This is a genomic window from Halobaculum sp. MBLA0147, from assembly GCF_041361345.1.
Classification (GTDB): Archaea; Halobacteriota; Halobacteria; order Halobacteriales; family Haloferacaceae; genus JAHENP01.
Genome location: NZ_JBGKAD010000001.1, coordinates 1,098,339 through 1,111,380 on the forward strand (window position 1 = coordinate 1,098,339; position 13,042 = coordinate 1,111,380).

The following is a 13,042-nucleotide window of genomic DNA, read 5'->3' on the forward strand; positions in this document are numbered from 1 at the left end:
CGATCCGTCGGGTGGACCCCCGTCGTCGTTCGAGGATCGTACCGAGATCGGTCGCGAACGAGCCACGGCGAGGGGTGGTCGAACTACGGATCGGGGGGTAGACGGGACGACACACCGGAACGCGACGTGTTAACCGGTCGTACCAAATCGGCCTTTAGGGTGTGTGTCGTGGTGACTGGTATGAGCACCACCGCGGCGCAGACGGGGACGGGTGAGTTGACACAGAAGCAGCGGCGGATCCTGGCGCACCTCAGAGAGCACGCCGCGGAGCAGACGTACTTCAAGTCGCGGCTGATCGCCGAGGAACTCGACCTCACCGCGAAGGAGGTCGGGGCGAACATGACGGCGATCCGCGACGGCGACTTCGACGTAGACGTCGAGAAGTGGGGGTACTCCTCCGGCACGACGTGGATGGTGACGACCTGATCGACCGTGAGCGGCCCCGCAGAGCCGGTAGCGACGGGGAAGAGACACACGAGAGGTGCGGCCGCGACACGGACCGCAGCGGCACGTCCGACACCCACGCGGACGACGTGTGTCGGACGACCCCGTGGATTCTTCTCTCTGGCACACACACGTCGGGGTGATGACAGACGACCGGCCGGCCGACGCGCTGGCGACGGGGCTGTCGGCGTCCGCCGCGAGCGACCGAACTGCGGCCGCCGAGGCGCTCCAGGCGCGTGCCGACCACGACCCCTCGGCCGTCGCGAGTGTCGCCCCTGACCTCGCGGCCGGGCTGACCGACGTGGACGGCGCGGTCCGGACGGCGACGGCCGCCGCGGTGGCGGACGCGGCCGACGCGGACGCGGCGGCGGTCGGCGCACTCGCCGGCCACCTCGCCGACCGGGTCGCCGACGACGATCACCTCGCCGTTCGTCACCACGCGGCGTACGCACTCGCCCGGGTCGGCGAGACGGACCCCGTCACGGCACAGCGTGCGCTCCCGGCACTCGTCGACGCACTCGCGGCCGCCGACGACGCACTGCGCCGCCTCGCGACGCTCGCCGTCGCCGCCGTCGCCGACGCCGATCCGAGTGTCGTCGCGGAGGAACTGGCCGCCGGCCCGGAGGCGGTGACGGCGGAGGGGTCGACGGGAGGTGACACCACGAGTGCCGACGACGGTGTCGGAGACGACGCAACCGCGGAGACGATCGACCCCGAGACGCTCGCGACGCGACTCGCCTCGGCGGTGACGGACGACGACGCCACCGTCCGGCGACGAGCGAGTCGGGCACTCGCACGACTCGTCGAGGCGGACACCGGCGTGCCGCCGGTCCCCGACCTCGACGCGATCCGGACCGCACTGGTCGCCGACACGGCCGTGGTGCGACGCGACGCGGCGTTCCTGCTCGCGCGGGCCGCGGCGACGGCACCCGAGAGCGTCCCGGACGACGAGACGCTCGTCACGGACCTCCGGGACCGACTCTCCGACCACGGGGCAGTCGCAGTCCACGCCGCCGCGGCGCTGTCGGATCTCGCCGACCGGCGGCCGGCGGCCGTCGCGCCGGCCGTGCCGGACCTCGCGACGGCGGCGACACACGACCGCCCGGACGTGCGTGCCAACGCGACGCTGGCGCTGGGACGACTCGCAGAGACGGCACCCGACCGCGTCGCCGAGACGGTCGAGACACTGGCGGAGTCGGTGACCGCCGACGCGGCGGTCGTCCGTGCCAACGCCGCCTTCGCGTTGTCGCGGTTGGCCGAGGCCGACCCGGAGGCGGCCCGACACGCGATGGAGCCACTGCTCGCGCGCCTCGAAGACGACACGGAGACGGACGCGGTCCGCGGCCACGCCGGCACCGCACTCGACACGCTCCGGTCGGAGCTGTCCCCGGGGGCGACGCTCGGCCCGCCGGGAGACGACTCCGGAGAGGTCCCGCGTGGCGCCGCGGCCGTCTCGAACGGTCGGGGCGTCGCCGACGCTCCCGGCGGAACGGGACCGGACACGTCCGCCGGACGGACGCATGGAGACGACAACGGGGAGTACGCCCGCGGTGCGCCGACGAGTGGGTCCGGTGACGCAGAGCACGACGCTGCCGAGCCTGCCGAGGCCGCGACGACCCCCGTCGACTCCGACACGCCAACCGACGACGCCGTCGACTCCGACACGCCAACCGACGACGCCGTCGACCCCGACACGCCAACCGACGACGCCGTCGACCCCGACACGCCAACCGACGCCGTCGACCCCGAGCCCGCTGGCGAGTCCGCAGACGCCGACACCACGGATCCCTCCGAGTTCGACGAGGCGGTCGCGTTCGGCGACGACGCCGCGTTCGACGCCGAGGGAGAGTTCGTCGAAGAGGGGGAATTCGTCGAAGAGGGGGAATTCGTCGAAGAGGGGGAATTCGTCGAGGAGGGGGAGTTCGCCGAGGAGGCGACGTTCGAGACGGACGACGGCGACGCGTTCGGTGACGACGGCGCCGGAGAGGCGGAACCCGAGTCGACCGGCGACGACACGCGGGCGGCAGAGGCCGGCTTCGCCGACGAGGGGGCGGAGGACGTGTTCGACGGTCCGGACGTGACCCCGTTCGCGTCGGAGTCGACGGACACCGCTGGGCAGGGAGACGGCGGCAACGCGGAGGACCGACCGTCCCACGGCGACACGGCCGACGAGGACTGAGTGGGCGTCCGTCGTCGCCGTCGTCGGCGCCCCAGGGCGTGTGCTCGTCCGGCGCTCTCGTCGCTGCCGTCTCCGTCGCCGAGAGTGCGCTCGCTTCCGAAAGCTTATATCTGGTACCGGGTTGACTCGTGACGATGAGACGCGGCTCCCTCGTGGCGGGTGGTGGCGTGGTGGTGGTGGTCGCGACGCTACTGCTCGGCGCGGCACTGGCTCCGGGCACCGGGAGCGCGGTCGACGGCACCGACCCGGCAGCCGGGACGCCGTCGCCGACGTCGACACCGGTCGGGACGGTCGACGAGACGCGGAGCGGGACGAGGAGCGGGACGGCGACACCCACCGACGGCGCCGCCCCGACGCGACGCGGGACGCTGATCGGCGTTCAGGGGAGCGGGAGCTACACGGAGCGCGGCTACGCGGAACTCGTCGTCGACGGCGCTCGCCAGTGGGCACTGACCGAGGAAGACACCTACTTCGACGTGTCGCCGCTCCCCGACGGACGTGCCGTCGCGGCGTGGATGTCACACGGCGTCGACGACTGTGGCCCGTACCCGGCGCCGTGTGCCCGGACCGGGTTCGTCGTCGTCGACACGGACGGCGCGGCGGGGAGTCCCGAGGTGCTCGAACGGTTCTCGATCCCGGTGCGGACGGACACGAACAGCGAGATCCACGACGTGGAACCGCTGCCGGGCGGCCGGTTCGCGGTGACGGACATGGACCGGGAACGGCTGTTGATCGTCGAAGACGGGGAGGTCGTCTGGCAGTGGAACGCCAGCTCGTTCTACGAGGCGCCGCCGGACCCGACCAGACGCGACTGGCTGCACGTGAACGACGTGGATCGGATCGGTGACGGGCGGTTCCTGCTGTCGGTGCGGAACGCGAACCAACTGTTGGTGCTCCAGCGGCGCGGCGACGACGCCGAGGTGGTCGAAGTGATCAACCGCGACCGCGGCGGTGACGACGCCTCCTGTACCGAGGGGCCGCGACTGTACGACGCCGACGGGGACGGCGACGTGCGGTGTGGCGATCCCTCCGTGTTCCAGGAGCAACACAACCCGCAGTGGCTCGGCGACGGCGCGGTGTTGGTCGCCGACTCGGACAACGACCGTGCGGTCGAACTCCACCGCCGTGGGGACCGCTGGGTGCCGGTGTGGGTGTTGACCGGCGCGAACGGCCGGTCGTTCGAGTGGCCGCGCGACGCCGACCGCCTCCCGAACGGCAACACGCTCGTCGCCGACTCCCGCGGCCGCCGTGTCGTCGAGGTGACCCAGTCGGGGGAGGTCGTCTCGTCGTACTCGACGGGCAACGGGATCGTCTACGAGGCCGACCGGCTGCCGTACGGCGAGCCCGTCGGTGCGCCGCTGTACGCGACCGACCAGCCCCCGACCGGTGGTGACGAGACGGCGACGGCCGACGGCGACGGCACCGCCGAGCCACCTGCCGCGACGGGGACGGACGGACCGGTCGTCGTCGGCGAACCCGACACGTCGCTGCCGGTGTTCAGTCCCGCGGCGAGTCTCCTCCGTGCCGGACTCCCGTGGCTCCCGCTGTGGCTCCAGGGGGCCGAGGTCGCCGGCGTGACGCTCGGACTGCTGTTGATCGGTGGCGGCCTCCTCGACCGGCGGCGGTCCGGGGAGTGACGGGCCTCCTCGACCGGCGGCGGTCCGGGGAGTGACGAGTTTCCTCGACCGGCGCGGACGACGGAGCGACCGCGTCCCTCGCCAGACGGCGGTCGACGGACCAGAGACGAGACGGACGACACGGGTTTTTGTCGTCGGCACACGGACGACTGGTCGTGACAGACGACTCCACCTCCGAGGACGCGGTGGCGTGGACGACCCGCGAGACGGAGATCGAGTACGCCAACCCCGGGTTCGGCGTGCGCCGCGACGACGTGACGCTCCCGGACGGCACCGAGACGGACTACCACTACGTCGACGAGCCGCCCGCGGCGGTGATCCTCCCGTTCACGTCGAGCGGCGAGGTCGTCCTGATCGAGGAGTGGCGACAGGCCGTCGGGCGCGTGAACCGCGGCGTGCCTGCGGGGACGCTCGAACGCGCCGACGGGGGCGACGAGGCGCCGTGGTTCGACCTCGACGCGGCGTTCGAGTCGCCCGAGCGAGCGGCCCGCCGGGAACTCGGGGAGGAGACGGGGTACGAGGCGGGGAACCTCGCCCACCTGACGAGCGTCGAACCGTCGAACGGGGTCGCCGACTCCGTCCACCACCACTTCCTGGCGCGCGGCTGCGAGCCGAGCGGTACCCAGCGGCTCGACGACGACGAGAGTATCCGCGTGACGACGGCCGACTTCGACGACCTGCGAGCGGCGGTCCGCGACGGCGACGTGCGCGACGGCCGAACCGTGATCGCCGTCCTCCAGCTGCTCGCGAGCGACCACGCGGTTCCGACTGCGTGAGACTGGGCGGGAGACGGCTCTGGTGGGGGAGCCCAGTCCCCGCCGACTACGCCAGATCGAACCGCTCGCGGATCTCCGCCACCGACTCCCGGGTCGCGGCGTCCGGTTCCGTCTCGTCCGGCTCCACCGGCGGCCGGCCGTCGAACGTCTCGTGGACGATCTCGACACCCTCCGACAGCGTGTCGAGGTCGTAGCCGCCCTCCAACACGAACCCGAGCCCGGCGTCGGCCGTCTCGGCGGCACTCCGGAGGCGGTCCGTCGCCAGTGCGTACCCCTCCGTCGAGAGACGCATCCGCGAGATCGGGTCGTGGCGGTGTGCGTCGAACCCCGCACTCACCAACAGCAGATCGGGGTCGTACGCGACCAGTGCCGGGACGATCGCCTCTTCGAGCACGTGGAGGTAGTCGTCGTCGCCCGCGCCGGCCGCCAGCGGGACGTTCAGTGTCGTCCCCGCGCCCGCACCCTCGCCGGTCTCCGAGAGCCCACCGCTCCCGGGGTAGATCCCGTCCTCGTGGACGGACGCGTAGAACACGTCCGGGTCGTCGTAGAAGATGTCCTGCGTGCCGTTGCCGTGGTGGACGTCCCAGTCGACGATCGCGACACGCTCGACGGCGACCGCCGCGTCGTCGAGGACGGCACGTGCGGCGACGGCGGCGTTGTTGACGAAACAGAACCCCATCGCGTCGTCGCCGACGGCGTGGTGGCCCGGCGGCCGCCCCAGCGCGAACGGCGTCTCGCGGCCGATCTCGCCGTCGAGTGCCTCACGGGCGGCCCACTCCGCCAACCCCGCCGACTTGCGTGCGGCCGCCCACGTGCCGTCGCTGGCGACGGTGTCGGGGTCCCAGTTGCCGCCACCCGACTCGCAGAAGGCGGCGACTTCGTCGACGTAGTCCGCGTCGTGGACGGCCGTGATCGCCTCCCGCGTGGCGGGGTCGGCGTCGACGTAGGCGACCCCGTGACTCCGTTTCAGTCCCTCGCGGACCGCACGGAGTCGGTCGGCCGTCTCCGGGTGTCGCCGACCCGTGTCGTGCCCGAGACAGTCCTCGCTGTAGCCGAACCGCATCTCACTCGAACAACTCGAAGTACGTCTCGATGTCCTCGGCCTGTACGGTCCGGCGGTCGGCGTGGCGTGCGAGGATCGCCGCCGCGCGGGCCACGTTGTCGGCGTAGTCCTCGAGCACGTCCGCCAGCGCGATCCGCGCGTCCATCGAGACCCGGTAGCCGTCGTCGATGTCGAGCCGCGCGATCCGATCGACCGGGGCCACCGGCAGCGACAGGTCCGCACGGTCGACGACCTGCTCGACGCCGAAGTCAGACGCCATCAGGGTCTTGCGGCCGTCCTCGTCGGCGACGGCCGCCGCGTCGACGGCCAGTTCGGCACCGCGCGACTGGATCCGGCGGGCCAGTTCCTCGGCCGCGTCGGCGCTCACCCGGAGGTCCCCGGCGTTGCGCCGGATCACTTCGTCGACCGGCGCGAACGGCAACTCGACGCTCATACCCGTACACGTGGTACTCGTCGGTATAACGTTTTCCTCGCGCCGTCGCCGGGTCACGACCGGTTGGCGTCGTCGTTCTCCACGAGCCGAATCTCGCAGACACCCTCCTCGCCTGCGCCTCCGGACTCGACACGCGACATACGCGGTAGTTTCGCGGCATCGGTCGAGACGCTTCGGTGCGGTGTGGGAGGCCGGAACACCACCTCGCGACGACTCGCAGTGTTTTTACCGTCGAGTGGCGAACCGAGTGGTACTATGGCCGAAGACAAGGCGCGATCCACCGGGAGTTCCGGTCGGTTCGGCGCGCGGTACGGGCGAGTCGCCCGCAAGCGCGTCTCCGAGATCGAGGCGGGGATGGAGTCGGCGACGGTCGACGGCGACTCCGTGAAGCGAGTCGGTACCGGCATCTGGGTCAACGAGGAGACGGGCGAGAAGTTCACCGGCGGAGCCTACAGCCCGCAGACGCCGGGTGGACGCGGCGTCACGCGCTCGATCCGCGCGGCGCTGGAGTCCGAGGACGACGACGAGTGATCGGCACGGGTACTCAACTACCGCCCACCCATACTACGTCCCGATGAGCTACAAGTGTTCCCGGTGTAAGCGCGACGTACAGCTCGACGAGTACGGCGGCGTCCGGTGTCCCTACTGCGGGCACCGCGTCCTGCTGAAGGAGCGCGCCCCCGACGTGAAGGAAGTCGACGTCGTCTGACGCGGTCGACTCGCCGCTGCGGCACGCCGGCGGACCCGTCCACACGGCGACGCGACTCGCGACGCGACCGACCCGTCGCGACTCGACGGTCACGTCGGACTCGACACTCGTGTCCGACCACCGACACACGACGACGCTGTCGTTCCCGTACCACGAGGAGCGGCGCGCACGGCTCGTCGCCGACGCCCTCGCCGTCGAGGTCGGCCGCATCGACGACGACCGGTCGGCCGCTCGTGTCACCCGCGACGGGGACACCGTCGTCGTCACGGTCGAGGCGGCCGATCCGACGGCGCTGCGGGCCGGCATCAACACGTGGACGCGACTCGTCGCCGTCGCCGAAGGTGTCGGCGGCGACCCTCTCACCGCCGGCGGGGGAACCGTCGCCGGCGACGAGGGGGTCGACGACGAGACCAGCGAGGAGTGATCCCGCTCCCGGTCTAATCTGAACACCGATAGAGGAGAAAATGATGGTCGATTTTTCACGTAGATATAAGTAGTACGGAGCCGTACACGAGAGCATGGAAGACGGCACGGAGTTCCTGGGACGGTACGTCCTCGCGTTCGTCGAGAGCACCGGTCACGTCTCGTCCGTGTTCGAGCGGAAGACGCGCAAGATCTTCCGCCAGAACGGGCTCGTCGTCGAGGAGGTCGGGCCGGAGACGTGGCACGACGCCGCCACGTACGCGAGTGCGGTGCGCGAAGTCCGGGCGGAGGTCGGCGAGGAGACGCTCAGACAGGCCGGCGAGGAGCAGGCCAAGCGGGTTCCGTGGGAGGGTAACGCCGAGACCGTCCGAGAGGGGCTGGCCTTCCTCGCCGAGATCGACCGGCAGGCCCACCGCAGTCCGAGTGGGGAGTTCGCCGGGAGTTACGACTTCGAGATGGTCGCCGAGGACCGCGTCAGGGTCAGTGTCCCGGCGGGTGTCCCGTACCCGGTCGAGAACGTCGAGGGGTTGTTCGAGGGCGCGGTGAAGACGCTCTCCGAGTCGCCCGTCGTCTCCCTGGAGGACGCCGACACACGGGCCGACGAGCGGGCCGCGTTCGCGGTCACCTGGTGACGACGCGGGAGCGACCGACGAAGACCGAACGGTTGGGTACGCCGTCACGGCGCGAGGCTACACCGTTTCGGAATACACTCGTCGGACTTTTGCACCCTGCCGTCGAACCGGCGGACGATGTCCGACGAGATCACAGACACACACGCGGAGACGGCGGCGGAGGTCCTCCCCGAGGAGATCGGGATCTACGTGGACGGCGAGTTCCGCGACGCCGTCGAGGGTGGCACGTTCGAGACGACGGACCCGACCACCGGCGAGTCGCTGGCGACGGTGCCGGCCGGCACGGCGGCGGACGTCGACGACGCCGTCGCGGCCGCCGAGGCCGCCTTCGAGGGTGAGTGGGGTGCGACCGGCGCGACGGACCGCCAGCAGCTCCTCCACGAGATCGCCGACCGGATCGAGGACCACAAGACGGAGTTCCTCAAACTGGAGGCGCTCGACAACGGGAAGCCGACACGAGAGGCGTACGGTGACATCGACGCCGTGATCGACCACTTCCGGTACTTCGCGGCCGCGACGCGACTGAACGAGGGGACCGCGCTCCCGGAGGACGGTCCGCGCCACGTCTCGACGGTCCACGAGCCGTACGGCGTCGTCGGCGCCATCGTCCCGTGGAACTTCCCGCTGCTCATCACCTCCTGGAAGGTCGCGCCGGCGCTGGCGGCCGGCAACAGTGTCGTCCTCAAGCCGGCCGAACAGACGCCGCTGACGGCGCTGAAGCTCGCCAACGTGATCGACGACGTGCTGCCCGACGGCACGCTCAACGTCGTCACCGGCTTCGGCGAGGAGACGGGCGCACCGCTGACGGAACACGAGGACGTGCGGAAGGTGTCGTTCACCGGCTCGACGGTCGTCGGCAAGCAGGTGATGAAGGCCGCCGCCGACCGCGTCGCGGACGTGACCCTGGAACTGGGCGGGAAGGGACCGCTCGTCGTCCACGAGGACGCCGACCTCGACACGGCGGTCCACGCGGCGACGCTGGCGATCTTCTACAACACCGGCGAGACGTGTACGGCCGGCTCGCGGCTGTTCGCTCACGAGTCGATCGCCGACGAGCTGTTCGACCGGCTGGTCGAGACCGCCGAGACCCTCGAGATCGGCGACCCGCTCGCCCGCGACACGCGGATGGGGCCGAAGGTGTCCGTCGCGCAAGCCGAACGCACGCTGGAGTACGTCGAGCAGGCCCGCGAGGCGGGTGGCGAGGTGCTCGTCGGCGGCGGGCGACCGGACGACGCGCTCTCGGAGGCGTTCGTCGAGCCGACCGTGATCACCGGGTTGGACCACGACGCCGCGCCGGTCCAAGAGGAGATCTTCGGCCCGGTGCTGACGGCGTTCACCTGGGACGACTACGACGAGATGATGACGTTGGCGAACGACGTGGACTACGGACTGGCGGCCGGCGTCGTGACGGAGGACGCCGCGCAGGCGTACACCACCGCGGGTGACCTCGAAGTGGGGACCGTCTGGGTGAACCAGTACCAGGACTTCCCGGCCGGGATGCCGTTCGGCGGCTACGAACAGTCCGGGATCGGCCGCGAGACCGCCTTCGAGACGGTGAAGGAGTTCACGCGGACGAAGAGCATCGACGTGTCGCTGCGGTAGGCGGAGGATCCAGGGTGGGTCCCGGGTCGAACCTCGCCGCCCTCGGGGTCGGGTGGGGCGGTCTGCGCGATCCTCCCGGCGGACGACGGGAGCCGCCACACCGAAGTGCGAGCGGCGACAGGAGTCGGTATGGCAGACGACGCGGAGTCGGCGGGGCCACTCCCGGATGCGGAGCACCCCGAGTCCGAGGCGGATCGGTGGCCGGACCTGGACCCGGTGGTGAACGCGAGCGACTTCCTGATGCACGTCGTCGAGACCGCCGGGGCGGTCGTGTTCGCGCTCCTGTTCGGGATCGGGTTGTTCGACCTCGTCGTGCTGATCATCGAGTCGATTCGTACCGGCGAGATCAGCGACCCCATCGTCGTCGTCACGTTCGTCGACCGGGGACTGTTGCTGTTCATCATCGCCGAGGTGTACCAGACCGTCGTCGCGTACGTCCGTGGACAGTCGCCGCGGCGTATCCTGCGACTCGTCATCTTCACCGGGCTGATCGCCATCATCCGGAAGGTGATCGTCTTCCGCACGGAGGTGTACGAGACCAAGTTCGACGCGCTCACCGTCGCCGGCACCTACGCGCTCCTCCTCGTCGGGTTGGGTGTCGTGATGCTGATCGACCAGCGCGAGGCCCTGCTGGAAGGCGACACGACCGAGGAGTAACGAACGACGCCGCGACACGACCGAGGAGTAGCGGACGACGCCGCGACACTCCCGTCGCTACCCGCTACGCGTCACCCACCTCGTCGCTCGCGGCGCGGACCAACCCGTCGAGAATCTCCGGCGTCGTCGGGTGGTACGCCCTGTCCGGGACGGTCCGTACGTCCGTGCCGTCCTCGACGAGTACCTGCATCGTCTTCGCCATCGCGTCGGCGTGGTAGTGGAGGCCCTGGTAGCCCAACACCGTCCCGTCCGTCGCGTCGACGGTCAACTCCGCGAGCCCGTACGGCGCCGCCTTCGTCAGGAACACGCCGTCGTCGGCCGCCTCTCTGCGGACCGTGACGGTCTCGTACCCCGCAGCAGCCGCCGAGTCGGCACTGTGACCGACCCGTGCGTACGGGTAGACGCCCGCGCCCGAGAACATCACGTGGTGGGTCGTCGGGTCGTACGCGGCGAGTGACTCGCCCGCCAGATCCGCGAGGACGTTGTCAGCCGCGAGGTACCCCTGTTCCTTGGCGACGTGGAGGATCGGCTCGCGCCCGTTCGCGTCGCCGACGACGTAGGTCCGCCCGGTCTCGTCGTCCGTCGCCCGCATCGTCGCGTCGACCCACCCGGGACCCGGCTCCAGCGGCGTCGCGTCGAGACCGAGCCCGTCGAGGTTCGGTCGTCGCCCGGTGAACAGGAACAACTGGTCGGCTTCGACGGTCGCGTGGTCGTCGTCGCGGTCGGTGTGGAGACGGACCCCGCCGTCTGCGGTCGGTTCGAGGCGGCGCTCGTGCGTCTCCGTGAGCACCTCGATCCCGAACGACTCGCGGTAGAGGTCTAAGAGTTCGTCGCCGAACGCCGCCGGGGCGTCGTCCAACGGTCGCGCGTCGTGTTCGATCACGGTGAGGTCGACGCCCGCCTCCGCGAGGTACGGTGCCATCTCGATCCCGACGTAGCCGAACCCCATCACCACCCCGGAGTCCGGCAACGTCGTCGCGTCGAGCACGTCCGCGCTCGTCGCGTACCCCACCTCCTCGATCCCCGGTACGTCCGGGACGTTCACCGTCGAGCCGGTCGCGACGACGACGTAGTCGGGCGACAGCCGCTCGCCCGCGTCGATCAGCTCCAACTCGTGTGGCCCGACGAACCGCGCGGTGTCGTGGCGGAACACGACGCCGTCGTGGTCGGCGAGCCGTTCCGTCGCCGCGCGGCGGTGGGCGGCGAACGACGACGTGTGTTCGTCCTTCCGCTCGACGACGCGGTCGAGGTCGATCTGCGGTGGTTCGCCCGCGAGACGGTCGTCGTGGCGCGTCTTGTACCGCGCCTCGGCCGCCGAGAGCACCTCCTTCGAGGGCATACAGCCGCGGAGGATACACAGTCCACCGCCGGGCTCGCCGTCGTCGACCATCGTGAGCCTGTCCAGCGGCTCGCCGTCCCCGACGTAGTCGACCAGCCCCTCTGCGACCGCGACCCCGGCGCTGCCGTACGCGCCGATCACTGCGACGTGCATACCACCCGATTCCGCCGCCCGCGGTAAGTAGCTGCCTGCGGTCGTGCGCGACGACGGGCGAGTCCGGAAGTCGACAGGTGTGTGCCACCCTCGTACCGCCGCAGTCCCGGCACCGAGCGCCCGACAGCCACAAGCCCGTGCCGTGCCGACGGGGGAGCGTGCGCGACGTGGTCTTCAGAGACCGGGCAGTGTACCTCGAACGGGGCGACGCGCTCGTCCTCGCAGATCTCCACGTCGGTCGCGGGGAGGGGTCGGACGTGGAGTTCCCGTTGGGCGAGGCCTCGGACCTAGCCGAGCGGCTGTCGGCACTCGTCGAGGCGTTCGCGCCGAGCAGGGTCGTCGTCGCCGGCGACGTGCTCCACCAGTTCGCCCGCGTCTCGGACCGTGTCGACCGCTCGCTGTCGGATCTCGTCGCCGTCTGTCACGACGCCGGCGCGCGACCGGTGCTCGTCCGCGGGAACCACGACACCCAGTTGGCGAGCGTCTGGGACGGCACGATCCACGACGCCTACGAGATCGAACTGGACGAGGCGGGCGAGGATGAAGACGACGCCGACGGCGGAGCCCCTCGTTCGACCGACGAGTCGTCGTACCTCCCGGCGAGCGCCTCCGGACCGGTGGTCGTCCGCCACGGCCACGAGGCGCCGCCCGCGGACGAGGCGGATCGCGCTGGGCTGTACGTGATCGGTCACGACCACCCGACCGTGGAGATCCAGGGCGGGCGGCGGCGTCCGTGTTACCTCTACGTGCCCGACGCCGTCCGCGGGACGCCCGCGCTCGTGCTCCCGGCGTTCAACCGCCTCCCGGCCGGCGTGACCGTCGGGGGGATGTCCGGCGACGACTTCCAGTCCCCGTTCGTCACCGCCGCGAACCCGCTGCGCCCGGTCGTCTGGGACCCCGAGACGGACGACCGCCTCTCGTTCCCGCCGCTGGGCGAGTTCCGACGGATGTTGTGACGGGGTGCTGGCGTCGAGCACCGCCCGGCGGTCGTCGTC

Annotated in this window: 14 protein-coding genes; 11 read left to right on the top strand and 3 right to left on the bottom strand. The window is 71.0% G+C overall.

What is annotated here, in order from left to right; all coding sequences use genetic code 11:
* Positions 1-180 precede the first annotated feature (180 nt).
* The 4 genes from RYH80_RS05295 to RYH80_RS05310 all read left to right on the top strand — a co-directional run bounded on the left by RYH80_RS05295 (position 181) and on the right by RYH80_RS05310 (position 5,036).
* On the top strand, positions 181-426 hold the full coding sequence (locus RYH80_RS05295) for a DUF7123 family protein (RefSeq protein WP_370902817.1): 246 nt from the start codon (positions 181-183) through the stop codon (positions 424-426).
* Between the two features lie 160 nt (positions 427-586).
* Positions 587-2,623, top strand: a complete 2,037-nt coding sequence (locus tag RYH80_RS05300) for a hypothetical protein (RefSeq protein WP_370902818.1) — start codon at positions 587-589, stop codon at positions 2,621-2,623.
* A 134-nt stretch (positions 2,624-2,757) separates the two neighbouring features.
* A complete protein-coding gene (locus RYH80_RS05305; protein ID WP_370902819.1) occupies positions 2,758-4,260 on the top strand; it encodes a hypothetical protein in 1,503 nt (500 codons plus the stop codon).
* Positions 4,261-4,415: 155 nt separating this feature from the next.
* On the top strand, positions 4,416-5,036 hold the full coding sequence (locus RYH80_RS05310; RefSeq protein WP_370902820.1) for an NUDIX hydrolase: 621 nt from the start codon (positions 4,416-4,418) through the stop codon (positions 5,034-5,036).
* A 46-nt stretch (positions 5,037-5,082) separates the two neighbouring features.
* Here RYH80_RS05310 and RYH80_RS05315 read toward each other — a convergent pair whose 3' ends face one another.
* Both RYH80_RS05315 and RYH80_RS05320 read right to left on the bottom strand, forming a co-directional pair.
* Complete coding sequence (locus RYH80_RS05315) at positions 5,083-6,099, bottom strand: histone deacetylase family protein (RefSeq protein ID WP_370902821.1); 1,017 nt, start codon at positions 6,097-6,099, stop codon at positions 5,083-5,085.
* A gap of 1 nt (position 6,100) precedes the next feature.
* On the bottom strand, positions 6,101-6,532 hold the full coding sequence (locus tag RYH80_RS05320; protein WP_370902822.1) for a histone: 432 nt from the start codon (positions 6,530-6,532) through the stop codon (positions 6,101-6,103).
* A gap of 255 nt (positions 6,533-6,787) precedes the next feature.
* On the opposite strand from RYH80_RS05320, the gene RYH80_RS05325 reads away from it, so the two are divergent.
* The 6 genes from RYH80_RS05325 to RYH80_RS05350 all read left to right on the top strand — a co-directional run bounded on the left by RYH80_RS05325 (position 6,788) and on the right by RYH80_RS05350 (position 10,555).
* Positions 6,788-7,063, top strand: a complete 276-nt coding sequence (locus RYH80_RS05325) for an eL43 family ribosomal protein (protein WP_370902823.1) — start codon at positions 6,788-6,790, stop codon at positions 7,061-7,063.
* A 43-nt stretch (positions 7,064-7,106) separates the two neighbouring features.
* Complete coding sequence (locus tag RYH80_RS05330; RefSeq protein ID WP_370902824.1) at positions 7,107-7,241, top strand: DNA-directed RNA polymerase subunit P; 135 nt, start codon at positions 7,107-7,109, stop codon at positions 7,239-7,241.
* Between the two features lie 109 nt (positions 7,242-7,350).
* Positions 7,351-7,665: a KEOPS complex subunit Pcc1 gene (locus RYH80_RS05335; protein ID WP_370902825.1), complete on the top strand. Its 315-nt coding sequence runs from the start codon at positions 7,351-7,353 to the stop codon at positions 7,663-7,665.
* Between the two features lie 94 nt (positions 7,666-7,759).
* Positions 7,760-8,296, top strand: coding sequence for a hypothetical protein (locus RYH80_RS05340; protein ID WP_370902826.1), 537 nt, complete (start codon positions 7,760-7,762; stop codon positions 8,294-8,296).
* A 117-nt stretch (positions 8,297-8,413) separates the two neighbouring features.
* Positions 8,414-9,898: an aldehyde dehydrogenase family protein gene (locus RYH80_RS05345; RefSeq protein ID WP_370902827.1), complete on the top strand. Its 1,485-nt coding sequence runs from the start codon at positions 8,414-8,416 to the stop codon at positions 9,896-9,898.
* 129 nt (positions 9,899-10,027) lie between these two features.
* Entirely contained in the window at positions 10,028-10,555 is a 528-nt protein-coding gene (locus RYH80_RS05350) for a phosphate-starvation-inducible PsiE family protein (protein ID WP_370902828.1), read from the top strand.
* A 64-nt stretch (positions 10,556-10,619) separates the two neighbouring features.
* On the opposite strand, the gene RYH80_RS05355 is transcribed toward RYH80_RS05350, so the two are convergent.
* On the bottom strand, positions 10,620-12,047 hold the full coding sequence (locus tag RYH80_RS05355) for a dihydrolipoyl dehydrogenase family protein (protein ID WP_370902829.1): 1,428 nt from the start codon (positions 12,045-12,047) through the stop codon (positions 10,620-10,622).
* A 158-nt stretch (positions 12,048-12,205) separates the two neighbouring features.
* Between RYH80_RS05355 and RYH80_RS05360 the strand changes: the two genes are divergently transcribed.
* Positions 12,206-13,003, top strand: a complete 798-nt coding sequence (locus RYH80_RS05360; RefSeq protein WP_370902830.1) for a metallophosphoesterase — start codon at positions 12,206-12,208, stop codon at positions 13,001-13,003.
* Positions 13,004-13,042 lie beyond the last annotated feature (39 nt).

Coding starts and splice junctions, on each gene's coding strand:
- RYH80_RS05295 (WP_370902817.1), top strand. CDS start 181: ATGAGCACCACCGCGGCGCAGACGGGGACGGGTGAGTTGACACAGAAG.
- RYH80_RS05300 (WP_370902818.1), top strand. CDS start 587: ATGACAGACGACCGGCCGGCCGACGCGCTGGCGACGGGGCTGTCGGCG.
- RYH80_RS05305 (WP_370902819.1), top strand. CDS start 2,758: ATGAGACGCGGCTCCCTCGTGGCGGGTGGTGGCGTGGTGGTGGTGGTC.
- RYH80_RS05315 (WP_370902821.1), bottom strand. CDS start 6,099: ATGCGGTTCGGCTACAGCGAGGACTGTCTCGGGCACGACACGGGTCGG.
- RYH80_RS05320 (WP_370902822.1), bottom strand. CDS start 6,532: ATGAGCGTCGAGTTGCCGTTCGCGCCGGTCGACGAAGTGATCCGGCGC.
- RYH80_RS05325 (WP_370902823.1), top strand. CDS start 6,788: ATGGCCGAAGACAAGGCGCGATCCACCGGGAGTTCCGGTCGGTTCGGC.
- RYH80_RS05330 (WP_370902824.1), top strand. CDS start 7,107: ATGAGCTACAAGTGTTCCCGGTGTAAGCGCGACGTACAGCTCGACGAG.
- RYH80_RS05340 (WP_370902826.1), top strand. CDS start 7,760: ATGGAAGACGGCACGGAGTTCCTGGGACGGTACGTCCTCGCGTTCGTC.
- RYH80_RS05345 (WP_370902827.1), top strand. CDS start 8,414: ATGTCCGACGAGATCACAGACACACACGCGGAGACGGCGGCGGAGGTC.
- RYH80_RS05350 (WP_370902828.1), top strand. CDS start 10,028: ATGGCAGACGACGCGGAGTCGGCGGGGCCACTCCCGGATGCGGAGCAC.
- RYH80_RS05355 (WP_370902829.1), bottom strand. CDS start 12,047: ATGCACGTCGCAGTGATCGGCGCGTACGGCAGCGCCGGGGTCGCGGTC.